This is a genomic window from Streptomyces cavernicola (assembly GCF_029968035.1).
GTDB lineage: Bacteria > Actinomycetota > Actinomycetes > Streptomycetales > Streptomycetaceae > Streptomyces > Streptomyces cavernicola.
Window position 1 is genome coordinate 21141 of the sequence record NZ_JASCIQ010000026.1, and the last position, 22741, is coordinate 43881.

At 72.4% G+C, this 22741-nt stretch carries 24 protein-coding genes; 15 read left to right on the plus strand and 9 right to left on the minus strand.

The window, feature by feature from the left end:
• Nucleotides 1–76: 76 nt before the first annotated feature.
• From paaI to QIS96_RS23445, 3 genes are all read left to right on the plus strand, one after another.
• Nucleotides 77–460 (plus strand): hydroxyphenylacetyl-CoA thioesterase PaaI, encoded by a 384-nt coding sequence (gene paaI, locus QIS96_RS23435; protein WP_282544762.1) that lies wholly within the window; start codon nt 77–79, stop codon nt 458–460.
• A 20-nt stretch (nt 461–480) separates the two neighbouring features.
• Nucleotides 481–1845, plus strand: coding sequence for a phenylacetate--CoA ligase PaaK (gene paaK, locus QIS96_RS23440; RefSeq protein ID WP_282544763.1), 1365 nt, complete (start codon nt 481–483; stop codon nt 1843–1845).
• A gap of 72 nt (nt 1846–1917) precedes the next feature.
• Nucleotides 1918–4179, plus strand: coding sequence for a PE-PGRS family protein (locus QIS96_RS23445; protein ID WP_282544680.1), 2262 nt, complete (start codon nt 1918–1920; stop codon nt 4177–4179).
• Between the two features lie 353 nt (nt 4180–4532).
• On the opposite strand, the gene QIS96_RS23450 is transcribed toward QIS96_RS23445, so the two are convergent.
• The gene (locus QIS96_RS23450; RefSeq protein WP_408907240.1) at nt 4533–4943 is read right to left on the minus strand and encodes a MarR family winged helix-turn-helix transcriptional regulator; all 411 of its coding nucleotides are present in this window, start codon (nt 4941–4943) and stop codon (nt 4533–4535) included.
• Between the two features lie 97 nt (nt 4944–5040).
• Here QIS96_RS23450 and QIS96_RS23455 point away from each other — a divergent pair, with 97 nt between their 5' ends.
• Both QIS96_RS23455 and QIS96_RS23460 read left to right on the plus strand, forming a co-directional pair.
• A complete protein-coding gene (locus QIS96_RS23455; RefSeq protein ID WP_282544682.1) occupies nt 5041–5994 on the plus strand; it encodes an MBL fold metallo-hydrolase in 954 nt (317 codons plus the stop codon).
• A 139-nt stretch (nt 5995–6133) separates the two neighbouring features.
• Entirely contained in the window at nt 6134–7237 is a 1104-nt protein-coding gene (locus tag QIS96_RS23460) for an enoyl-CoA hydratase/isomerase family protein (protein WP_282544683.1), read from the plus strand.
• A gap of 76 nt (nt 7238–7313) precedes the next feature.
• On the opposite strand, the gene QIS96_RS23465 is transcribed toward QIS96_RS23460, so the two are convergent.
• Together QIS96_RS23465 and QIS96_RS23470 are read right to left on the minus strand one after the other, a co-directional pair.
• Entirely contained in the window at nt 7314–9032 is a 1719-nt protein-coding gene (locus QIS96_RS23465) for a bifunctional 3'-5' exonuclease/DNA polymerase (RefSeq protein WP_282544684.1), read from the minus strand.
• Nucleotides 9033–9105: 73 nt separating this feature from the next.
• Nucleotides 9106–9933 (minus strand): NAD(P)H-binding protein, encoded by an 828-nt coding sequence (locus tag QIS96_RS23470; RefSeq protein ID WP_282544685.1) that lies wholly within the window; start codon nt 9931–9933, stop codon nt 9106–9108.
• A gap of 48 nt (nt 9934–9981) precedes the next feature.
• Here QIS96_RS23470 and QIS96_RS23475 point away from each other — a divergent pair, with 48 nt between their 5' ends.
• The 3 genes from QIS96_RS23475 to QIS96_RS23485 all read left to right on the plus strand — a co-directional run bounded on the left by QIS96_RS23475 (nt 9982) and on the right by QIS96_RS23485 (nt 14198).
• The gene (locus QIS96_RS23475) at nt 9982–10413 is read left to right on the plus strand and encodes a winged helix-turn-helix transcriptional regulator (RefSeq protein WP_282544686.1); all 432 of its coding nucleotides are present in this window, start codon (nt 9982–9984) and stop codon (nt 10411–10413) included.
• Between the two features lie 89 nt (nt 10414–10502).
• A complete protein-coding gene (locus tag QIS96_RS23480; protein ID WP_282544764.1) occupies nt 10503–11645 on the plus strand; it encodes a DUF2786 domain-containing protein in 1143 nt (380 codons plus the stop codon).
• A 192-nt stretch (nt 11646–11837) separates the two neighbouring features.
• Entirely contained in the window at nt 11838–14198 is a 2361-nt protein-coding gene (locus QIS96_RS23485; protein ID WP_282544687.1) for an FUSC family protein, read from the plus strand.
• 38 nt (nt 14199–14236) lie between these two features.
• On the opposite strand, the gene QIS96_RS23490 is transcribed toward QIS96_RS23485, so the two are convergent.
• The 3 genes from QIS96_RS23490 to rpmB all read right to left on the minus strand — a co-directional run bounded on the left by QIS96_RS23490 (nt 14237) and on the right by rpmB (nt 15421).
• Nucleotides 14237–14770: a hypothetical protein gene (locus tag QIS96_RS23490; protein WP_282544688.1), complete on the minus strand. Its 534-nt coding sequence runs from the start codon at nt 14768–14770 to the stop codon at nt 14237–14239.
• Between the two features lie 109 nt (nt 14771–14879).
• Nucleotides 14880–15185 carry a 30S ribosomal protein S14 gene (gene rpsN / locus QIS96_RS23495; protein WP_282544689.1) on the minus strand — a complete coding sequence of 102 codons (306 nt, stop codon included), beginning with the start codon at nt 15183–15185 and terminating at the stop codon, nt 14880–14882.
• Nucleotides 15185–15421, minus strand: a complete 237-nt coding sequence (gene rpmB, locus QIS96_RS23500; RefSeq protein ID WP_282544690.1) for a 50S ribosomal protein L28 — start codon at nt 15419–15421, stop codon at nt 15185–15187. Before rpmB ends, rpsN begins: the two co-directional genes overlap by 1 nt.
• An 87-nt stretch (nt 15422–15508) precedes the next feature.
• On the opposite strand from rpmB, the gene rpmG reads away from it, so the two are divergent.
• The 5 genes from rpmG (at nt 15509) to QIS96_RS23525 (ending at nt 17969) form a co-directional block, all read left to right on the plus strand.
• Nucleotides 15509–15673 carry a 50S ribosomal protein L33 gene (gene rpmG, locus QIS96_RS23505; protein ID WP_282544691.1) on the plus strand — a complete coding sequence of 55 codons (165 nt, stop codon included), beginning with the start codon at nt 15509–15511 and terminating at the stop codon, nt 15671–15673.
• 1 nt (nt 15674) lies between these two features.
• Nucleotides 15675–15929, plus strand: a complete 255-nt coding sequence (locus QIS96_RS23510; RefSeq protein ID WP_282544692.1) for a type B 50S ribosomal protein L31 — start codon at nt 15675–15677, stop codon at nt 15927–15929.
• Nucleotides 15929–17062, plus strand: coding sequence for a CobW family GTP-binding protein (locus QIS96_RS23515; RefSeq protein WP_282544693.1), 1134 nt, complete (start codon nt 15929–15931; stop codon nt 17060–17062). The genes QIS96_RS23510 and QIS96_RS23515 overlap by 1 nt, the downstream gene beginning before the upstream one ends.
• 6 nt (nt 17063–17068) lie before the next feature.
• Entirely contained in the window at nt 17069–17317 is a 249-nt protein-coding gene (gene rpsR / locus QIS96_RS23520) for a 30S ribosomal protein S18 (RefSeq protein WP_282544694.1), read from the plus strand.
• Nucleotides 17318–17729: 412 nt separating this feature from the next.
• Nucleotides 17730–17969 carry a DUF397 domain-containing protein gene (locus tag QIS96_RS23525; protein WP_282544765.1) on the plus strand — a complete coding sequence of 80 codons (240 nt, stop codon included), beginning with the start codon at nt 17730–17732 and terminating at the stop codon, nt 17967–17969.
• 137 nt (nt 17970–18106) lie between these two features.
• On the opposite strand, the gene QIS96_RS23530 is transcribed toward QIS96_RS23525, so the two are convergent.
• Nucleotides 18107–18610, minus strand: coding sequence for an ATP-binding protein (locus tag QIS96_RS23530; protein ID WP_282544695.1), 504 nt, complete (start codon nt 18608–18610; stop codon nt 18107–18109).
• 294 nt (nt 18611–18904) lie between these two features.
• On the opposite strand from QIS96_RS23530, the gene QIS96_RS23535 reads away from it, so the two are divergent.
• Nucleotides 18905–19798, plus strand: a complete 894-nt coding sequence (locus tag QIS96_RS23535) for a helix-turn-helix domain-containing protein (protein ID WP_408907241.1) — start codon at nt 18905–18907, stop codon at nt 19796–19798.
• A gap of 110 nt (nt 19799–19908) precedes the next feature.
• Entirely contained in the window at nt 19909–21366 is a 1458-nt protein-coding gene (locus QIS96_RS23540) for an aldehyde dehydrogenase family protein (protein ID WP_282544697.1), read from the plus strand.
• 22 nt (nt 21367–21388) lie between these two features.
• Here QIS96_RS23540 and QIS96_RS23545 read toward each other — a convergent pair whose 3' ends face one another.
• Nucleotides 21389–22030: a PadR family transcriptional regulator gene (locus QIS96_RS23545; protein ID WP_282544698.1), complete on the minus strand. Its 642-nt coding sequence runs from the start codon at nt 22028–22030 to the stop codon at nt 21389–21391.
• A 104-nt stretch (nt 22031–22134) separates the two neighbouring features.
• On the minus strand, nt 22135–22683 hold the full coding sequence (locus tag QIS96_RS23550) for a DinB family protein (RefSeq protein ID WP_282544699.1): 549 nt from the start codon (nt 22681–22683) through the stop codon (nt 22135–22137).
• Nucleotides 22684–22741 lie beyond the last annotated feature (58 nt).

The following is a 22741-nucleotide window of genomic DNA, read 5'->3' on the forward strand; positions in this document are numbered from 1 at the left end:
GGACACCGGCCCCGCGAAGCACACCCGCCCTGCGCAGGACACCCGCCCCGTGCAGGAGACCGGCCCCGCGCAGGAGATGTTCGCCGCCGACCAGGCCTCGCAGCGGCTCGGCATCGAGCTGCTCGAAGCGGGCGAGGGCGCGGCGGTGCTCCGGATGACGGTGCGGAAGAACATGGTCAACGGGCACGGCATCGCCCACGGCGGCTATGTCTTCCTGCTCGCCGACACGGCCTTCGCCTGCGCGTGCAACAGCCACGGCCCGGTGACGGTGGCGGCCGGTGCGGACATCACGTTCGTCGCGCCCGTGGCCGATGGCGACGTACTGGTGGCGACGGCCGAGGAGCGCACCACCTACGGCCGGAGCGGAATCTACGACGTCAGCGTCCGGCGGGGCGAGGAAGTCATCGCGGAGTTCCGGGGGCGAAGCCGCGTGATCCGAAGTGTGGAGGAACGAGGATGAGCACGATGGGCACGAAGGGCATGAAGGGCACGCCGAGCTCGACGGGCGGCAACCCGCCGGCCGCGGCCGGCGCGGGACAGCGCCTCGGCCCCCCGCTCCCCGACGAACTCCGGGACGCCGGTGAGCGGTTGAGCCACGAGGAGCTCAGGGAGCAGCAGCTCGCCCGCCTCCGGTCCACGCTCAAGCACGCGTACGACAACGTCGAGCTGTACCGGAAGAAGTTCGACGCGGCCGGGGTGCGCCCCGAGGACTGCCGCAAGCTGGAGGATCTCGCGCGCTTCCCGTTCACCACCAAGGCCGATCTGCGCGACACGTACCCCTTCGGGATGTTCGCCGTGCCCATGGAGGACGTCCGGCGCATCCACGCCTCCAGCGGCACCACCGGCCGCCCCACGGTCGTCGGTTACACGGACAACGACATCTCCATGTGGGCCGACGTCTTCGCCCGCTCGATCCGCGCCGCGGGCGGCCGCCCCGGCCACAAGGTCCACAACTCCTACGGGTACGGCCTGTTCACCGGCGGTCTCGGCGCGCACTACGGCGCGGAGCGGGCCGGCTGCACGGTGATTCCCGCCTCCGGGGGCATGACCGCCCGCCAGGTGCAGATCATTCAGGACTTCAAGCCCGAGATCATCCTCGTCACGCCCTCGTACATGCTCACGCTGCTCGACGAGTTCGAGCGGCAGGGCATCGACCCGCGCAGTTCATCGCTGAAGATCGGCATCTTCGGCGCCGAGCCGTGGACGGAGGCGATGCGCCGGGAGATCGAGGAGCGCATGGACATCCACGCCGTCGACATCTACGGGCTCTCCGAGGTCATCGGCCCCGGCGTCGCCCAGGAGTGCGTGGACACCAAGGACGGGCTGCACATCTGGGAGGACCACTTCTTCCCCGAGATCGTCGACCCGATCAGCGGCGAGTCGCTGCCCGACGGGGCGGAGGGCGAGCTCACGTTCACCTCCCTCACCAAGGAGGCGCTGCCGATCATCCGCTACCGCACCCGGGACCTGACCCGGCTGCTCCCCGGCACCGCGCGTGCGCCCTTCCGCCGGATGCAGAAGGTCACCGGACGCTGCGACGACATGATCATCCTGCGCGGCGTGAACCTGTTCCCCAGCCAGATCGAGGAGATCGTCCTCCGCACGCCCGGCGTCGCACCGCACTTCCAGCTGGAACTGACCCGCCGCGGCCGCATGGACCACCTGACGGTACGGGTCGAGGCCCGCCCCGACACCGCTCCCGAACGGCGCGAGAGCGCCGCCGCGGAGATAGCCAAGTCGGTCAAGGACGGCGTCGGCGTCACGGTCGCGGTCGACATCGTGGACCCGGAGACCCTGATGCGCTCGATCGGCAAGATCAAGCGCATTGTGGACAACAGGGGCTGAGAACGGGGGAGTTCGACGCCGGGTCGTCCCTCGTGCCACGGTTCGCGGAGCGCGAGCGGGAGGGGCTAGTCGGTGGAGCAGCTGGGGCGGGCAGGGCTTGAGGCGGTGGGGGAGCGGCGCGACGAGGCGGTGCTCCCGCTGAGCGCCGCCTGGCGCGCGGTCATGGGGCTGGTTTCGGGCGACGAGGAGGCGGCGGCTGCGGTCGTACGAAGAGTCGCGGTCGTACGAGGTGAGGGCGGGCGAGGTCGGTCCGTTCCGGTCGAGGAGCTCAACGCCGAGTGGCACCGGCTGGCGGTCGAGAGCAGGGTCCTCGGTGAGGACGGCGCTTTCCTCGTCGACGCCGACGCTCCCGGCCGCCGCTGCATGTGCTGCACGCCGCCCAGGAGTTGGACTCGGGTACGGCTCGCTGAGGAGTGGGATCTCGTCGGAGTGCTGGGCGAACGGTTCGGGCGGATCGGGCGGATCGGGCAGTTCGGGGAGTTCGGGGAGTTCGGGGAGTTCGGGTTCGCAGGGCCACCGGAGAAATCGGCGGAACCGGCGGAACCGGCGGAACCGGCGGAACCGGCGGAACTGGAGGAACTGGAGGAACCGGAGCGTCCGTGGGACTCGGTGCGTCAGGCATGGCCGGGATTCCTCACCCTCTCGACGGACGGCGGCACCCTCATAGGCGTGACCGCCGAGGCCGACGAGGTCCGGTTCGTGCTGGTCGAGCGCCTCGGGGAGTGGCTGGAGGCGTCCGCGAGGAAGGCGGCCCAGGAGGCTCCTGAGGAGCGGGAAGCAGCCTGGGCGGCGCTGTTTCGGGGGCCGGAGCCCTCGGCGAGGCTGTTGGAGAGGTGGGCGGACGGGCTGGCCCGCAACCCTGCCGCACCCGACGACGTGCGCGCCGGACTCGTGGGCCGTTCCCACCATGTTCTCTGGCACCCGCTGCCGCCCGCCGTCGTGGACGTGGCCATTGCGCACCCGGACAGGAAGGTGCGAACGCTGCTGGCCGAGGTGCAGCCGAACCTCACCGCCGACCACTGGGAGCGCCTGGTCCTGGGCGAGCCGGAGCCGTCCCGCAACCGCTGGCTACTCGCCATGCTCGCAGCGGACCGGCGCGAGCAGCTCACCGAGACCACCTACGAGGTCCTGGCCACGGATCCGTCCGCGCGGGTCCGAGCGGAGGCCGCCCGCCTGCACGGACTGCCGGTGCGGCTGCTGACCGCGCTGGCAGGGGACGCCGAATGGTCCGTACGAGGGGAGGCCTGCGGGCGGGCCTGGCCTCATCTGGGCGAGCAGGAGCGGCGCCGGCTGCTCGAGGATCCGTCGGGCAAGGTCCGGAGGGCGGCCCTGCTCCGGCACCACCAGGAGCATGTGATGTCCCGGTCGGTTTTCGACGCGGAGACGTCCGAGGGTCCCGGTGCCGGGGGCTCCGGTTCGGGGGACTCCGGTTCCAAGGCGTTCGGCGCACGCGCGGTGGAGGCCTGTCGTCTTGAGCGCGGCCTCGCCGAACACCTGGTCCGTGAAGGGGATCCGGCCCAGCGCGCCGCCCTCGCGCACAACGCGCACCTGGACCCGGACCTGGTCGTCCGCCTCGCCCGGGACCCCGACGACGGCGTCCGCTTCGCGGTCTCCACGCGCCCCGACCTGACCGAGGAGCAACGCGCGGCCGTGGACATCGACTTCGCCTTCGACCCGCGAACCCGCAGCTTCGCGCTCGGCTGGGTCACCGCGCTGCACGGCGACCCGGAGTCCATGCGCCGCCTCGCCGCCTCCGCCCACCCGCTCGTACGCCGCAGCGTCGCCAGGGCGCGGCGACTGCCGCCGGACGTGGTCGAGGTCCTCGCCCGGGACGAGGACCGGGTCGTACAGCTCTTCCTCGCGGAGTCCTGCGACGACGCGCCCGCGGACATGCTGCTGCGGGTCTGGCAGTGGTGGACGGGCAGCCTCAGCACGCCCGACCGCCCGCACGGCCACCCCAACTTCCCGCGCGTGGGCATGCTCCGCCACGCCGCCGATCCGAACCCGCGCATGCGTCAACTGGCGCTGGACGACCCGGAGTCGACGGCCGACCTCGTCGAGCGCTTCAGCAGGGACGACAACGCGGAGGTACGGCGCCGGGCCGCGGTCGACCCCCGGCTGACGCCCGCGTCGGCGGTGCGGCTGCTCGACGACCCGCACAGCAGCGTGCGCGCCGCGGCCATCCGGCACCCCGGACTGCCGTCACGGGCCCTGACCCGGCTGCTCCGGGGCGACGGCAGCGAAGAAGCCGCGCAGGCCACAGCCGCCCATCAGGCCCTGCCGGTCCGCGTCATGCGGCAGATGCTTCAGCGGATCCGGGCGCTGAACTCCTAGTCAAGGCAAGCGCGTTGCCGTGCTTGCCCGACCGGGCGTTGTCGTACCCGGGCAGTACGCTCGGCGACGCAGCGCCCCCGCCTCGACCGCCGTCGTATGGGCGTACGGAGACGACTCCCTGACGCGCCTGCGGGAAGCGGCGGGTGGGGTGGGATCGGCAGGCCGAGGCGTTACCGGAGTCGGCCCACCTGACGATCCGGGCGGAGGTGTACGGCGAGTTCCTCGTCGCGAACTGGCCGGTGCGCGGGACGAGTTCGTGGCGGCGGCACAGCGTGCGCGACGGATCCGGCCGCCGGCCAGACCTTGCCCGGCGAGGGGTGCGCGGCCGCCTGGACCCGACGCCCCCGAACGCCTCAAGAACCGACCGCCCGCAGCAGCAGCGCATGCAGACGGTCCTGTTCCTGCTGGGTGAGCGGGGCCAACGGGGAGTCTTCTGCGAAGAGTTCGAGGAGGCGTTCGCGCAGGTCCGTGCCCTTGGCCGTGAGGACGAGCTGCTTGGCGCGGCGGTCCTGCGGATGCGGGCGGCGCTCGACCAGACCCTGTTCCTCCAGGCGGTCGGAGACGAACGTCGCGTTGGACGGCTCGCAGCCCATGCGCGCGGAGAGTTCGCGCAGCGTCAGCGGGCCGGTCAGCTCGCGCAGCGCGATCGCCTGCGACGCGGTCAGGCCGAGCGAGGAGGCGCGCTCGCGCACATGCGTCTCGATCTGCCGGGCCAGGCCGGTGACCAGTCCGCACAGCTGCCGTTCGGTTGCCATGCGTCCCATCGTACGCAGGGCCGCGGCAGACGCATCGAGCTGAAAAGGTTCGAGCTCGAACAGAAAAAGGTTGCAGCTCGAATCATTCGAGCTATAACCTTTTTCCATGCCTGCGATCACGACGTCCACGTCGAGCACGATCACTGACCAGGGTGAGCGCCTGCGTCGCCCCGCCCGCACCCGCACGCTCCGCTTCGACGAGCTGCGCATCAGCCATGTCGCCGACGGAGCTGTGCAGTTGAAGCCGCGCGGCTGGTTCCCCGCGTCCACCGACGAGGACTGGGCGCGGTACGCGGACCACCTCGACGCCGACGGCGCGCTCGTCGCCGGAATAGGCGGACTGCTCGTCGAGTACGGGGACCGGGCCCTCCTCATCGACGCCGGGTTCGGCCCGGACGCCATGCCGGACGACCCGGGCAACGACTGGATCGGGGCCCTCCACGGCGGCCGACTCCTCGACAGCCTCGCCGAGTTGGGCCGCTCGCCGGCCGACATCGAAGCCGTCGCCGTGACCCATCTGCACACCGACCACATCGGCTGGGCCTGGCACCCCGCACCGGGCAGCGACCGGCCCGCGTTCACCGACGCCGCGTACCTCTTCGGCGAGGACGAGTGGAACGGCCGCCACCGCATCCCCGAGGTGCACGGCATCACCGGGGAGATCCTGGCCGCCCTCGAACCCAGGGCCCGTACGGTCGCCGAGGGCGAGGAGGTCTTTCCCAGCGTGCGCGTTCTGTCGACCCCCGGGCACACCGTCGGGCACACGGCCTATGTGATCGAGTCCGGCGGGCGCCGCCTCATCGCGTTCGGGGACGCGCTGCACTCGCCCGTGCAGATCGGCCGGCCTGAGTGGTCCGCGGGGCCGGACGTCGACGCCGACCGCTCCGCCGAGCACCGCCGCCGCCTGGTCGCCGAACTGTCCGCCCCCGACACCTTCGGCTACGGCATCCACTTCGCCGACGTCGTCTTCGGCCGGGTCGAGCGGCGCACGGGCACTGAGCCGGGTTCCGGCCGCGATGTGTGGGTGCCGGTTGACGGAGTGACGGCCGAGGGGGAGTAGGGGGCGCGGCAGCCGGTCTAGGCGCGCCGAGTACGCTCGGCCGCAGGTCGGCCCGGTGGGCAGCCGTGCCGGAGCCGCGGCTCGCGGTCGTACGGAACTGCCCGGTGGGACACGCGCGTTGAGGGGCAAGGTGGCTGAGGTGGCTGAGGTGGGAGGCGTCCGGGGCGCGTCCGCGGGGCGCGACGGCGCCGATGTCCTGGTGGAGGTGCGCGGCAGCGCCGGCTGGCTCACCCTGAACCGGCCGCGCGCCCTGAACGCCCTCACGCACGGCATGGTCCGCCTGATCGACGCGGCCCTCGCGCGCTGGGAGCAGGACGAGCGGATCGCGTACGTCGTGCTCGACGGCGCGGGGGAGCGCGGGCTGTGCGCGGGCGGCGACATCCGCGCCATCCGGGACTCCGCGCTGACGGACGACGGCGAGGCGGCCCGCGCGTTCTGGCGGGACGAGTACCGGCTCAACGCGCGCATCGCCCGCTTCCCCAAGCCGTACGTCGCGCTCATGGACGGGATCGTCATGGGCGGCGGCGTCGGGCTCTCCGCACACGGCGACGTGCGGATCGTCACCGAGCGCTCGCGCGTGGCGATGCCGGAGGCGGGCATCGGGTTCGTGCCCGACGTCGGCGGCACCCGGCTGCTCGGGCGCGCTCCCGGCGAGCTCGGCACGCATCTCGCGCTCACCGCCGACGCCATGACCGGCCCCGACGCCCTGTACTGCGGGTTCGCCGACCACTTCGTCCCGTCCGAGCGGCTGCCCGCGCTGCGCGCCGCGCTCGACGGGCGTCAACTCGCGGACGTCCTCGACGCGTTCACCGTGCCCGCACCGCTCGTGCCGGAGTCCCCGCTCGCGCAGCAGCGGACGTGGATCGACGCCTGCTACGGGCCGATCGACGGCGCCGACTGCGGTCCGGCCGCCGAGGAGATCGTCGACCGGCTCGCGGACTGCGGCGAAGGCGCCGCCAAGGAGGCCGCCGTCCGCATCCTCGGCCACTCGCCCACCGCGGTGAAGGTCACGCTGCAGGCCGTACGTAGGGCCCGCGCGCTCGGCACCCTCGACGCGGTGCTCGACCAGGAGTACCGGGTCTCGTGCGCGGCGCTGACCGGACCCGACTTCGTCGAGGGCGTACGCGCCAAGCTCGTCGACAAGGACGGCGAGCCGCGCTGGTCGCCGGGCACGCTCGGCGAGGTGACGGCGGAAGCCGTCGAACGGCACTTCGAGCAGCACTTCGAGCAGGGCTCCCAGTAAGGCGCCCAGCGGGCCTCCGAGCAGGGCCACCGGCAGCACTTCCTGCAGTCGTCGTGCGCCCTGCCGCAGACCGCCCTCACTTCGCGTCGGCATAGCACTCCACCACCGCCGTGCTGAACGGGAACCGCACCGGGGTCTCGCCGAAGACGATCCGGGCCGCTTCGAGCGAGGCCTGCCCGATGGCCCCGACGACCGTCTCCGCCTCGTCCTCCGGGCAGTGCACGATCACCTCGTCGTGCTGGAAGAAGACCAGCTCGGCCGCCATCTCCGCGGTCGCCCGGCGGAGCGCGGCGAGCAGTACCAGGGCCCAGTCGGACGCACTGCCCTGGACGACGAAGTTCCGCGTGAAGCGGCCGCGGGCACGGGAGTTGGTCGAGGCGTAACCCGGAACCCACTCGTCCGCGCCCGCCGTCTCATCCATGCTTGCGGAGCCGGACGCCGCGCCCTCGTCCGGCAGGACCGGAATCCCTGCCTCCCCCTGCTCCTCGGCCTCGGCCGCGCGTGGGCTGGTGCGGCCCAGCCAGGTGCGGACGAGGCGGCCCTCCTCGCCCGCGCGTGCCGCGTCGTCCACGTACGCCACCGCGCGGGGGAAGCGGCGGCGCAGGAGGGCGAGGTTCTTCAGGCCGTCACCGGAGGTCTGGCCGTAGACCGCGCCGAGGACCGCGAGCTTGGCCATGTCCCGGTCGCCGGAGAACGCGCGGTCGGACACCGCCTGGTAGAGGTCGTCCGCGCGGGCGGCGACCTCCATCAGGCCCTGGTCGCCGGAGATCGCCGCGAGCACCCGGGGCTCCAGCTGGTCGGCGTCCGCGACGACGAGACGCCAGCCCGGGTCGGCCACCACCGCGCGCCGGATCACCTTCGGGATCTGCAGGGCCCCGCCGCCGTTGGTCACCCAGCGCCCGGTGACCGTGCCGCCCGGCAGGTACTCGGGGCGGAAGCGGCCCTCGCGCACCCAGTCCTGCAGCCAGGACCAGCCGTGGGCGACCCAGATGCGGTACAGCTTCTTGTACTCGATGAGGGGCTTCACGGCCGGGTGGTCGAGGCTCTCGATCTCCCACCTGCGGGTCGACCTGATCCGGATGCCGGCCCGCGCGAACGCCTTGATCACATCCGCCGGGAGGTCGGGCCGGACCCGCCGCCCGAACGCCTCCGACACCTCGTCCGCCAGCTCGGCGAGGCGGCGCGGCTCGCCACCGCCCGCGTACCGCTCGCCGAGCAGTTCGTGCAGCACCTGCTTGTGGACGTCCGAACTCCACGGCAGCCCGGCCGCGTTCATCTCGGCGGCGACCAGCATGCCCGCCGACTCGGCCGCGGTGAGCAGCCGCATCCGGCCGGGGTGCAGCGCGAGTTCGTGCCGCCGCAGCTGGTCCGCGTACACCTCCAGGAGGCCCTCCAGCGGTACGTGCACCGGGCCCGGCTCGAAGAGGGAGGACTGCGAGCCCGGTTCGGCTGCGCGCTGCGGCGGGTCGGGCGGCACCGGGCGGTGGTGCAGCCGGGCCAGGGCGGCGGCCGCCGAACGGGGCTCCCCGAGGCGGCCCTCGTGGGCGAGGAGCAGCTGCTCGGCGTCCTCGATGTCGTAACACCGCTCCACCCGGACCCCGGCCGCGAGCAGCCGCGGGTACACCTCGGCGGTCGAGCGCCACACCCAGCGGTACACCTCCGGCCGGGCGCGCACCGCCGTGGCGAGGTCCGGCTCCCGCACGGCGTCGCCGAGCGGCCGCCCGGCCCCGTCCACGGGAACGAGCAGCGCTCCGCGGCCGTCGTCGGCCAGGGCCAGGACCCAGCGTTCGCTCACAGGTGCGAGTCTTGCAGCCGCCACTGACAACGGCCCTGACCTGCGCCGACAGTCCTTCTGCGGCTCGGTTCGGCTACCCGCCCGTCCCGCCGCGCACCGTACGGGCATACACATCGAGCGCCGACTCCGGCTCGCGGCCGAGCAGCGTCCGCAGCGCGCCGCTCCCGCCCTCGACCGACGTGCCGTCCAGGAAGCCGCCGCCGATCGCGGAGTACGTGCTCATCAGCATCGGTACCTGGAACGGCAGCGCCTGCCCGGCCGCGGTGAGGGCAGTGCGGGTCGCGGAGAGTTCGGCGGGCCGGTACGCGCCGCCCACCGAGGCCGCCAACTCCGCGCCGCCGAGGGCCACTTCGCCCACGAGTTCGTACACCTTCCCGGAGTGGGCCCGGCTGTCGGTCGCGACCCGGGCGGCGGCCTCCGCCAGGTCGGCGCGGGCCACGGCGGCGAGCCGGCCCGTGCCGAGCGGGGCCGTGACCGTGCCGTCGGGGCCGGGCGGAGCGACGGCGGCGAGGAACTCCGCGTACAGGCCGTTGCGCAGCACCGTCCACTCCAGGGAGGAAGCGCGCAGCCGCCGCTCGGTCCAGCGGTGGGCGAGGGCGTACGTGAGGTGGTCGCCGTCGCCGCTGAGGCTGGTGTAGACGATCTGGCGGACCCCGGCCTGCTCGGCGGCGGCGATCAGCGCACCGTGGCGGGCGATGACGACGTCGTCCTCGGCGGCGCCCGCCGAGATCATCAGGACGGTGTCGATGCCCGAGAGGTCGAGGGAGGCCGGGTCGTCGAAGTCGATGCGGCGCTGCCCCGCCGCGGGGGTGCGAGTGCCGACGACGACGTCCGTGCGGCCGGAGAGCCGCTCGGTGACGAGACGGCCGAGAGCGCCCGTGGCGCCGGTGATCAGAAGCATGGGAACTATCGTGAGCGGCGGTGCGCACGCGCGTAAGGAGGCACTTTCATGTCAGCAGGGCACACCGCGGTAACCACCCCGCAGCCCCGTCCTGTCCCGGTGGAGGAGCCCGTCATCCGCTGCGAGACCCCGCAGGACGAGTGCGGGGTGCGCGACCTCCTCGACCGGCTCGGCGACAAGTGGTCCGTGTACGTACTGGTCGAACTGGCCGCGGGCGTCCTGCGGTTCAAGGAGCTGCAGCGCCGCATCCCCGGCCCCGTCTCGCAGCGCATGCTGACCCTGACGGTGCGCCGCCTGGAGCGCGACGGCCTGGTCTCGCGCACCGTGTACCCGACGGTCCCGCCGCAGGTCGAGTACGAGCTGACCGAGATGGGCCACAGCATGACCCACCTGGTGAAGGCGCTCTCGGACTGGTCCATCGCCCACCGCCCGGCCATCTCCGACGCCCGCAGGGCCTACGACGAGGCGCACCCCGCGTGAGCCGGAACAGCGGGCGCGGCGGCCGGCAGCACGCGGACGACGGCCATACGCCCCCCTCCGGCCCCGTTTCGCGCGCCTTCGCCGCCGCCCTGTACGCGGAGGGCGACGAGGGCGTCGACACCGGCGCCGCCCTCCTCACCGCGGACCCGGAGCACGCGCGCGAGGCGCTGCGCCGCGGCCAGGAGTTCGTACGCAGCGCCTGGCAGCGCGGCTGGCAGCCCGCCGACGTGATCCGCCTCGTCCGCCGCGAGTTGGAGGAGCGGCACGCGGCGATCGCGGCCGAGCTGATCCGCGACGAGGTACGGCGCTACGCGAGCCAGGGCCTGCCCCCGCGCTGGCAGGAGCAGCTCGACGAACTGCCCGGACCCGCACCGCGCGGTGACCGATTTCTGTACGCCGGCGCCCTGTTGGAGCTGTACCGGCTGCTGCTGCGCCTGCCCGCCCTCGAACCGGTCGGCCCGGCGCCCGGAACTCCCGTGCACGCGCGCGTGGAGCACGCCGAACCGAAGCTGCTTGCCCGCATCCGGGCGCTGCTCGCCAAGGCCGAGGCGACCGGCTACCCGGAGGAGGCGGAGGCGCTCACCGCGAAGGCCCAGGAGCTGATGGCCCGCCAGGGCGTCGACGAGGCGCTCCTGGCCCACCGCACCCACGCCCCCGACACCCCGGCGGCCCGCAGGATCGGCGTCGACGCCCCGTACGAGGCGGCCAAGGCGATCCTTCTGGACGCGGTGGCCGGGGCGAACCGCTGCCGCGCGGTGTGGAACGAGGCGTTCGGCTTCTCGACGGTGGTCGGCTTCGAAACCGACCTGGACTCGGTCGAGTTGCTGCACACCTCGCTGCTCGTGCAGGCCACGTCCGCGATGACCGAGGCGGAGGCGGCCCAGCGCGCCGGCGGCCGCACGAAGAGGCGCGCGCGAAGCGCATCGTTGGAAGGGCGGTGGCGGGAGACGGGAGGGCGGACGAAGACGTTCCGGCAGTCCTTCCTGCTCGCCTACGCCCACCGCATCGCCGCCCGCCTCGACGAGGCCGCCGACCACGGCACGGCGGCGGCCAGGGACGAGGCGGGCGCGGCGGCGGCCGACCTGCTGCCGGTCCTCGCGGCCCGCGACGTGGCGGTCGGCAAACGCACCGACGAGATGTTCCCGGAGACGACCAGCACCCGCGTCCGCTCGGCCCAGGACGCAGCCGGCTGGCACGAGGGCACGGCAGCAGCGGACCGAGCAGGCATGTGAGCCCCTGGGGGTGGGCTTCCGAGCGCGGGGGCCTTCGAGCCTGGCGGGGGCGCGCCTCCGAGCCCCGCAGGGACGGGCCTCCGAGCCCGTCAGGGGTGGGCCTCCGAGCCCCCGAAGACCCGTACCGCCGAGCCCCCGCAAAGATCACCCCCGCCCCCTCCCAACTCCCGTGATCCGACGTATCCTCGCGACGTGAGCTGGCTTCGAGCGCTGAAGGAGACTGCCCGCTCGGGCCTCAAGGTCGAGCGGCGCCGCCTCGAGCCCCTGATCACCGTCAGGGCCGGCGTGGGCCTCGCGATCGTCGTCGGCGTCAGCCTCTGGCTGTTCGGCCCTGCCGCCGCCGCCAGCTCCGCGTTCGGCGCGTTCCAGGCCGCGATAGCGACGTTCCAGCGCAGCTGGCGACCGCGCCCTGTGCTCGCCCTCGCCTCCGGCGTGAGCCTGGGCATCAGCACCTTCCTCGGCTATCTCACCGGCGCCCATGTGGTGCTGTTCCTCGCGCTGCTCGCCCTGTGGACGTTCCTCGCGGGCCTGAGCTGGTCCGTCGGGCCGACCGTCGGCATCATCGCGGCCTCCAACGTGGCGATGATGCTGGTCACGGTCACGCTGCCGACCAGCCTCCTGGCCGCCGCGGGCCATGCCGCGGTGATCGCCGCGGGCGGCCTGGTGCAGGCGCTCCTCATCGTCTTCTTCCCGGTACGCCGCTGGGGCGTGCAGCGGGACGCGCTCGCCGACGCCCTCGCCGCCGAGGCCGACTACGCCCGCCGCCTGCGGCACGACCCGGAGGCCCCCTTCGACCCCGCCCCGCTGATGGCGGCCAGGGACGCGGCCACGGTCACCCCGCGCCAGGCCCGCCGCCGCCCCGCCGAACTCCACGGCGCGCGCGGCCTCGCCGAACGCATCCGCCCGGTCCTCGCCTCGCTCGCCGACCCGGCCGTCGGCGTACCGGCGGAGGGCGTGGAGCGCGACCGCGTACGGGAACTGCTCGCGGCGGCCGGCGAGGTCCTCGACGCGGCGGCCCGCGCGATCCGGCACGGCGTACCGGCCGAGCTGCCGCCCGCGGCGCTCGCGGCCCTGCGCACCCCGGACACCGGCGCGATCCTGACGGGCCCGCCGCGCAGGGCGGCCACCCGCCTCGCGGCGCTCCTCGACGACGTGGTGGAGACGGCCGACCCGCCGAGCTCGATCGCCGGCCGGCGCTCGCTCCGGTCGACCCTGGCGACGATGGTCGACCACCTCCCGCCCTCCGTGACCAACCACCTCCCGCCCGCGGTCACCCGAACCCCGCCCGCCGCCGAGCAGCCCGCACAACCCGCCCCCACCCCGGAACCGGCCGCCACGGAACCCCTCGTGGGCCCCGCCGTCACCGGCACCACCGCGCTGCCCGCGACCCCCAGCTCGTCCGACACCCAGCCCATCACGCTCTCCCGCCCCACCGTCCCCGAGCTGGCCCCGGTCGCCGCGCGCAAGATGCGCAGCGAACTGGCCCAGTCCGCCCGGGAGTCGGCGATCAAACGGCACGCGTTCCGCGTCACGGTCGTGGCCGTCGTCGGCTATCTGATCGGCCAGGCCCTCCCGCTCGGCCACGGCTACTGGGCGCCGATGGCCTCCGTCATGGTGATGCGCCCGGACTTCTCGCAGACCTTCGGCCGGGCCGTGGCGCGCTTCGGCGGCACCCTCGTCGGCGTCGCCGTGGCCACCGGCGTCGTCCAGCTGACCGACCCGGGCCCGCTGCTCTCCGGCGCCCTCGCGGTGATCTGCGCGGCCCTGACGTACCTCCTGATGAGCACCGGGTACGCGGTCTCGCAGGTCACCATCTCCGCGTACGTGGTGTTCCTGCTCGGCATGGGCGGCACCGAGTGGACCCAGACCGTGCCCGAGCGCGTCGTCCTCACCCTGGTCGGCGGGGTCCTCGCGATGCTGTCGTACGCGGTCTACCCGGCCTGGGAGACGCCCCGGCTGCGCACCCGGCTCGCCGACTGGCTGGTCGCGGGCGGGAGTTACGCCGCGACGGTCGTGCACCACTACGCCGAGCCCGCGGGCCGGCACGCCACCGACGTGCGCGAGACCCTGCTGACCATGCGGGACGCCAGGATCGCCTGGCAGGAGGCGGTGGAGCGGGCCGAGGACGAACCCGTACGCCACCGCGGCCTGTCCCGCGCGGCCACCGAGGACGCCGGGCACGCGCTCGCCGAGATGGCCCGGGTCGCGATGCTGATGGAGGCCCACCTCCCGGAGCGCGGCACCACCCCCGTACCGCCCGCCGCCCTGCTCGCCGCCGCGCTCCGGGAGAGCACCGAGCGGGCCGCGAAGGACGTACGGGAGAAGCGCGTGCCCGACTGGGAGCACGTACGGATCGTGCTGCGCGACTGGGACGGCGAGGGCCTGCCCGACCGGGTCGTGCGCCGCGGCGGCCGACTGCTCCTGGAATCCCTCGACGAGCTCTCCGAGGCCCTGGACACGGGCGCTCCGCGCGAACCGGCCGACAAGAAGCAGGCAGACGACAAACAAGACGAAAGCGGGCCGCAGTCCCCGAAGGGAACCGCGGCCCGCTGAAAGCCCGTTGAAGGCGCCCGAGCAGAGGCTGCAGAGGCTCAGCCCTGCGGCAGGTCCTCGGGCATGCCCTCCGGCATCCCTTCCGGCATGCCCGTCGGCAGCCCCTGCGGCAGCTTGCTCTCGTCGGTCTTCTTGAACGTCTCGGTGCCGACGCCGTCCCAGGCGACCGTCATCGAGGTCGCGTCGACGGACTCGATCTTGCCCGTCTCGCGCTCGCCGCCGCCCTGGCACTTCAGGTCGATCGAGGTCGTCGTGGCCGTGCCGACGCAGGTGGCGCCGGTCTTCTCGCCCACGCCCATCTCGCCGAGCACGGCCACCTTGCCGCCCTGCTGCACGGAGAGCGCGACGGACTTGCCGTTGTCCACCGCGACCCACAGGCCCTCGACGCCGCCCTCGGCGCCCTCGTTGTCGACGCCGTCCGAGCCGCCGCCGGTGGTGTCCTGCGCGCCGCCCTCGGCCGAGGAGCCGCCGCCCTTCCGCTTGCCCCCGCCGTCGTCGCTGCTGCACCCGGTCAGGGCGAGGGCGGCGACGACCGCAGCGGCGGCGGCACAGACGCGTACGTGCTTGATCATGTGAAGTCCCCCTGGACGGCTCATGGTTCGAATGGGTCGACGAAGCCGGGCCAAGCTACCAGGAGCCTCTCGCGGAGCATGAGCACCGGGCCCCGGTCCGGGGAACGGCTCACCAGGACGACTTGCGCACCCCGGGCAGATGTCCGGCGTGGGCTTCCCCGCGCAGCCGTACGCGGGAGAGCCCGAAGGTGCGCAGATAGCCGCGGGGCCGCCCGTCGACGCTGTCCCGGTTGCGCACCCGCGTGGCGCTCGCGTCTCGCGGCTGGGCCCGCAACTCCCGCTGGGCGGCGAGGCGTTCGGCCTCCGGGGTGTCCGGCTTGCGGATGAGCTCCTTGAGCTCGCGCCGCCGCTCCGCGTACCGGGCGACGACCTCGCGGCGGTGCTCGTTCCGGGCGATCTTGCTCTTCTTGGCCATCAGGCCTTCACCCCTCGCGCGCGGATCCGCTTGACGGCCGCTTCGACCCCGATCGTGTCGACGGTCTTGATGCCCTTGGTGCTCAGCGTCAGCCGTACGTGCCGGCCCTCGCTCTCCAGCCAGTACCGCTTGCGCTGGATGTTCGGGTCGAAACGGCGCGAACTACGCCGGTGGGAATGGGAGATCGTCTTGCCGAACCTCGGCTCGCGGCCGGTCAGCATGCAGTGCGCGGACAAGGTGATGCACCTCTCTGTGGGCCCGCCGCAGGACGAGCTGGGCGATGGGCTTGGTAATGGAAACCATTTTCACTTACTCTAGCCCACATGGCCCGCAACGAACTACGACCCGTGATCAAGCTGAGGTCCACCGCAGGAACCGGCTTCACGTACGTCACCCGCAAGAACCGCCGCAACGACCCGGACCGGATGGTGCTCCGCAAGTACGACCCGGTCGTCGGCCGGCACGTCGACTTCAAGGAGGAGCGCTGACATGCAGCCCGGCATCCACCCCGCGTACGGCCCCGTCGTCTTCCGCGACCGCGCCGCCGACTACGCCTTTCTGACCCGCTCGACGATCAACAGCGATAAGACCATCGAGTGGGAGGACGGCAACACGTACCCCGTGATCGACGTGGAGATCTCGGACCGGAGCCACCCCTTCTACACCGGCACCGCCCGGGTCCTGGACACGGCAGGCCGCGTCGAGCGCTTCGAGCGCCGGTACGGGAAGCGTGAGTCCCGCTGATGGCTGCGGACTTCGCGGTCGCCCTCGTCGCGGGGCTGCACGCCGACGCGCGCAGGGCGACCGTGGACCGGCTGCTCGCCACGGTCCCCGACAGCGTCGCGCTGCACCACGACCTGTCGACTGCCGTGCAGGGCACGGTGGTTCGCACGGTCCGTGACGCCGGAGGCGTGTTCGCCACGGGTGAGGCCGCGCTGGTCAACGACTGCGCCTGCTGCGCCCTGCGCGAGGACCTGGTGCCCGAGCTGGAGCGGCTCGCCGAGGCCGGCCTTACCCGGCTCGCGGTGGTCGAGCTGTGGGACTCGGTGGAGCCGAAGGCGATGGCGGAGGTCGTCGCGTCGAGCGGCCTGAAGGTCACGGGCGTCCTCACCGCCGTCGACCCGGCACTGCTCCTGCCCTACCTCGGCAACGGGGACGACCTGATGGAGGCCGGGCTCGCGGCCGCCGCCACCGACCAGCGCACCGTCGCCGACACGTGGGCCCGCCAGCTGGAGTACGCCCCGGTCCTGGCCCTCGTCGACAGCGCGGAGGCGGACGACGAGGACCGCGCCCTGCTCGCCCAGCTGCATCCGACGGCACGCCAAGTGTCCGTGTCGAGCGGCGACTTGGCGGATGCCGCGCTCGCCGGGTTCGACGTCGAGGCGGCCGCCGCGGCCCAGCACCCGGCGTGCGCGCTGCTTCCACAGGAGGCGGACGAGGCCGGCGTCGGCACGTACGTCTGGCACGCCCGCAGGCCCTTCCACCCGGAGCGGCTCTATCAGGCCCTGGAGGATCTGACCTGCGCGGCGGCGCGCAGCCGCGGCCGGTTCTGGCTCGCCGACCGGCCGGACTCCCTGCTCGCCTGGGACGCGGCGGGCGGCGCGCTCTGCGTGGAGAACGCCGGGCCCTGGCTGGCGTCCCTGCCGGACGCGGCCTGGGAGTTGGTGCCGCCGGTGCGCCGGGCCGCCGCCGCTCTCGACTGGCACCCCGAGCACGGGGACTGCTGCCAGCACCTGGTCTTCACCTCGCCCGGCCTGGACCGGGAGGGGCTCCAACAGGTCCTCGAATCCTGCCTGTTGACCGATGCGGAGTACGCCGCGGGCCGCGAGGCCTGGAAGCGGTTGCCGCCCGCCTTCGAACACCTTCTGGAGGTCTGAAACCCCATGTCCCCCTCGCCGCCCCGCAAGCCCGCCCGCGGCAAGCCGGCCAAGCCCCGCCCCAACCCCTTGGAGCAGGCGGGCATCACGTACATCGACTACAAGGACACCGACCTGCTGCGGAAGTTCATCTCCGACCGCGGCAAGATCCGCTCCCGCCGGGTCACCCGGGTCAGCGCCCAGCAGCAGCGGCAGCTGGCCCGCGCGATCAAGAACGCCCGTGAGATGGGTCTGCTCCCGTACGCGACCCGCTGACGCCGCCCCGCCCGTCGCCCCCACCCCACACGGACAGCCACAGACGCGCCCCCCCACGCTCGCCGGTCCAGGCCCGAACCCCGCCCTGGACCGGCGAGCCTTTTGTATGCGCTGCGGAGCCCGCCACTCCGCCGCCCCGGAAACTCTCCGCCCCTGGCGCAAGCGCCCCGCCCTCAAGCCATGACCGAGTGCAGCCCCTACGCGGGAGTACTGATTCCGCGGTGAGTGGGCACGCGTACTGGTGTGGGAGGGGGCGTGTGGGGGAGCCGTGGCGCTGTGAGCGGGGCTGTAACCAGTCAGGCACCGCGCGTGCACGTGCATCTGCCCATGCATCCGCATGTGAACAGGGTTATGATCCGGGGCAGTTGACAGCTTGACCAATACGAGCCACGGCACCACCGGGGGGCGACCTGTGCACCACGTGTACAACGGCATGGCGGCCACGGACCTTGACGGTGTGGCCTGGCAGAAGAGCATGCACAGCAATTCGCAGGGCTCCTGCGTGGAGTTCGCGAAGCTGGCCGACGGCAGCGTGGCGGTACGCAACTCACGCCACCCGGACGGCCCGGCGCTCGTCTACACGCGCGCCGAGATAGAGGCGATGCTCCTGGGCGTCAAGGACGGGGAGTTCGACCACCTCGTAGGGGGCTGAACAAGACCGGCAGGCTGACGCCGTACAGCCGGTACAAGGGTTGCCGTACGCATCGGCGGGTTGACGCACGCGTGAGGGCCCCGCGCCGACAGGAGTCGGAGCACGGGGCCGCCTGCCTCAATCCTGCTCAGCCGTTCTCAGCCCTCCTCCGGCGACAGCCGGAACAACGCCCACACCACCTTGCCGCCGAGCGGGCCGGACAGCGGGTGCCAGCCCCAGCTGTCCGCGAAGGACTCCACCAGGAACAGCCCGCGCCCCGACTCCGCGGAGAAGTCCGAGAGTTCGGCGTCGTCCCGCGCGATCGGCGACTCCTGGCTGGGGTCGCGCACCGCGCACACCAGCCGTGAGGTCCAGCGCATCAGATGCAGCCGGACCGGGGACGTCTCCTCGCGCGGGGTGTCGGCGGGCAGGGCATGCCGCAGCGCGTTGGTGACCAGCTCGGACACGATCAGCGCGACGTCGTCGAAGCGCTCGTCCAGATGCCACTCGCCGAGCGTGCGGCGGGTGAACTGCCGGGCCGCGCGCACCGCTTCGTAGCGGGCCGGCAGAGAGCACGTAGCCGCACTCGACACCGCTGAGGGGTCGATGGGGGGAAGCCCCTGCCGTAACGGCTCGAGCATGGTCGATCCATTCGTCCCCATGCGAGGCACTCCCCGGTTTCGCGGCCAGTCAGCCAGTAGCGATGTTGCGGTGGTGCGCGCGGCCCATCGTTCCGAATGAGCAGTGCGGATGCAAGGGCAGATGCACGTGCACGCGCCGGAGTTGGACGTTCCCGTACCGGTTCTTGCTCATTTCTTCCTGAGACCTGTTTCGTAGCTGTTCTGTGAGAGGACTGTTTCTGTAATCGATCGAGTACGGGGCGAAGCGTTTTAATGGCAGACTTCGGCTCTGGCCAGACGTTCTCAATGACGGGGAGAGTGGGGAGGGTTGTCCACGTGACCGCTGGAGAGTCATGGGGGTCCCCCCAAGCGGGCGAGCCCGGGGGTGGCTCTGTCGTGCGACGCATCCTGCTGGGCTCGCAGCTGCGGCGGCTGCGCGAGGCACGTGGCATAACGCGGGAGCAGGCCGGCTACTCGATCCGGGCCTCCGAATCGAAGATCAGCCGCATGGAGTTGGGACGGGTGAGCTTCAAGGCCAGGGACGTCGAGGACCTCCTCACGCTCTACGGCGTCTCGGCCGAGACCGAGCGGGGCCCGCTCCTCGACCTCGCCAAAGAGGCCAACGTCGCGGGCTGGTGGCACAGTTACTCCGACGTCCTGCCCGGTTGGTTCCAGACTTATGTCGGCCTCGAAGGTGCGGCTTCGCTGATCCGGGTCTACGAAGTCCAGTTCGTGCACGGCCTCTTGCAGACCGAGGACTACGCTCGCGCGGTCGTCGAGCGCGGCGCCCCGAACCTCGGCAGGGCCGAGACCGAGCGCCGCGTCGCCCTGCGCCTGGAGCGCCAGAAGGTCCTCGTCTCCGAGCGCGCCACCCGCTTCCACTGCGTCCTCGACGAGGCCGCGCTGCGCCGGCCGTACGGCGACCGGGCCGTGATGCGCGGGCAGTTGGAGCATCTGATCGAGATCTCGCAGCGGCCGAACGTCACCCTCCAGGTCATGCCGTTCAGCTTCGGCGGTCACGCGGGCGAGTCCGGCTCCTTCGCGCTGCTCCGCTTCCCGGAGTCCGACCTCTCCGACATCGCGTACCTGGAACAGCTCACCAGCGCCCTGTATCTCGACAAGCGCGAAGAGGTCGGGCAGTACGAAAAGGTCATGGAACGGCTCCAGGCGGACAGTCCGAGTCCGGACGCGACCCGCGATCTGCTCCGTGGACTGCTCCAACTCTCGTGAACATCCGCTTCAACTCGCCTGAAACACAAGTACGATGACGTGTCATCAGACGGTCGTCGGTCGACGGCGACTGTGCCGATGACGTTCCCGAACCCGCGGTAAGGGGTCGCATGTCCTTCTTCACCGACCTTGGCCGGCAGTACATCGACGGCAAGTGGCGGACCGGCAGCGGTTCGTGGGACATCATCGACTTCAACCCGTACAACGGCGAGAAGCTGGCCGCCGTGACCGTGGCCACCCGCTTCGAGGTCGACGAGGCCTACCGCGCCGCCGAGCGCGAGCAGAAGGCCTGGGCCACACAGAGTCCGTACGTCCGGCGGGCCGTCATCGAGCGGGCGCTGCGCATCACCGAGGAGCGCGAGGCGGAGATCGTCGAGGCGATCATCGACGAGCTCGGCGGCACCCGCCTCAAGGCGGAGTACGAGGTGCACCTCGGCAAGGAGTTCCTGCGCGAGGCCATCGAGCTCGCGGTGCGCCCCGAGGGCCGGATCTTCCCGTCCACCACGGACGGCAAGGAGAACCGGGTGTACCGCCTGCCGGTCGGCGTGGTCGGCGTCATCAGCCCGTTCAACTTCCCGTTCCTCGTGACGCTCAAGTCGGTCGCGCCGGCCCTCGCGCTCGGCAACGGCGTGGTGATCAAGCCGAACCAGAACACCCCGGTGGTCGGCGGCGGCCTGATCGCCAAGATCTTCGAGGACGCGGGCCTGCCGCCCGGCCTCCTGAACGTCCTGGTGACGGACATCGCCGAGATCGGCGACGCGCTCATAGAGCACCCGGTGCCGAAGGTGATCTCCTTCGCGGGCTCCGACCGCGTCGGCCGCCACGTCGGAGCGGTGACGGCCAGTCACTTCAAGCGCGCCATCCTGGAGTTGAGCGGCAACAGCGCCCTCGTCGTCCTGGAGGACGCGGACGTGGACTACGCCGTGGACGCGGCGGTCTTCAGCCGGTACGTCTACCAGGGCCAGGTCTGCATGGCCGCCAACCGGATCCTCGTGGACCGGTCCGTGCAGGAGGAGTTCACCGCCAAGTTCGTGGCCCGGGTGCAGGCGCTCAAGGTCGGCGACCCGCGCGATCCGGAGACCCAGATCGGCCCGGTCATCAACGCCTTCCAGGCGGACGCGCTCTCCGGGCTCGTCGACCAGGCCCTGGCCGAGGGCGCCACGGCCCTCGTGCGCGGCCGCACGATCGGCAACCTGGTCGAGCCGACCGTCCTCACGGGCCTGCCCGAGGACTCCCCGATCCTGCGCCAGGAGATCTTCGGCCCGGTGGCGCTGCTCGTCCCCTTCGACGGCGAGGACCACGCGGTCCGCCTCGCCAACGACACCCCGTACGGCCTCAGCGGGGCCGTGCACACCGCGGACGTGGAGCGCGGCGTCAGCTTCGCCCGCCGCATCGAGACGGGCATGATGCACGTCAACGACGGCACGGTGCACGACGAGCCGTACGTCGCGTTCGGCGGCGAGAAGCACTCCGGGCTCGGCCGCCTCAACGGCGACTCGACGGTCGAGGCGTTCACCACCCAGAAGTGGATCTCCGTCCAGCACGGCAGAAGCCGCTTCCCGCTGTGACTCCCGGTGCGGGCACGGGAGTTCAGTCCCCATCCTCGGGGTGCCGCTCCCCGGTCGCGTACGGGTTCTCCTGACCCTCGGCGAGCACGCCCACGAACGGCTCGCCCTCGCCGGCGAAGACGTACGCGCCGTTCTCGATGCGCTTGATCAGGCCCCGCGTCCACTCCGCGCCGGCGTCCGCCGAGTGCACCCAGAAGTTCATGATCTCCCCGATGTGGCCCAGCTGCGCGGGCCCCTCCGCCGGGGTGTAGTACTCGGTGACCGACCTCCGCCACTCCCGCAGGCCCTCCACCCGCTTCTTGAGCAGCTCGACGGCCTCCGCGCGCGGCAGGTCCACGATGAAGCCGATGCCGGCGGAGAGCACGTCCAGCTTCTGGTCGTACGAGGTGAGCGCCTCGCGCAGCAGCCTCAGATACTCCTCGACGCCCTGCTCGGTGATCTCGTACTCGGTGCGCGGCGGGCCGCCCGCGGTGGACGGGGCGATCTCGTGCGCCTTGAGCAGTCCTTGCTTCGCCATCTGCTTCAGGGCGTGGTAGATCGAGCCGGGCTTGGCGTTCGACCACTCGTGCGCGCCCCAGTACTCCAGGTCGTTGCGCACCTGATAGCCGTGCGCGCGGCCGTGCATGCGGACGGCGCCGAGGACCAGAAGCCGGATGACGGACATGGGCAGCCCTCCCTTTCGCGTACGGCGCACCCTAATCAACTTTGACTAGGGTACGCGGAGGGCTGCCGTCGGCGTCGGGCGGTGCTGCGTCAGGCGGTGCCGTGTCAGGCGGTGCTGCCCTGGGCCTGCTCCTCGGCCACGAGCTCGAAGGCGGTCTTCCCGTCGAGGGACTCTCGGATGACGTCCGCGTGCCCGGCGTGCCGGTCCATCTCGCTGATCAGCCGGAGCAGCAGCCAGCGCAGCGAGACCCGCTCCTTCGGGAACCACGGCTGGTCCGGCAGCGCGAACGTGGCGTTCAGGTCGGGCGCGCTCCGGATGAACTCCTCGGTCTCCTTGGCCACTTGGTCCCAGTACGCGAGCTGCGAGGCGGGCGTCTCGTCGCCGACGAGCACGAAGCACTCGTGCCAGTTGGACTCGTCGCGCTCCATGGCGGGGGCCTCGCCCTTGGCACGGGCCACCCAGCCCTGTTCGGTCTCGGCGACATGCTTGACCAGGCCCGCGAGGGAGAGCTCGCTGGCGCTCGGCTTGCTCGACGCCTGCTCGTCGCTCAGCCCGAGCAGGGTCCTGCGGATGCCGCCGCGCCCCTCGTCGAGGAAGGCGAGCAGGGCGCCGCGCTCGTCGCCGTGGGCTTCTGCGGGAACGTGCATGACCATGATCGGCCGCCTCTCGATCGACACCGCCCGGGGTCCCGGACTTCTTGACTACGACGTT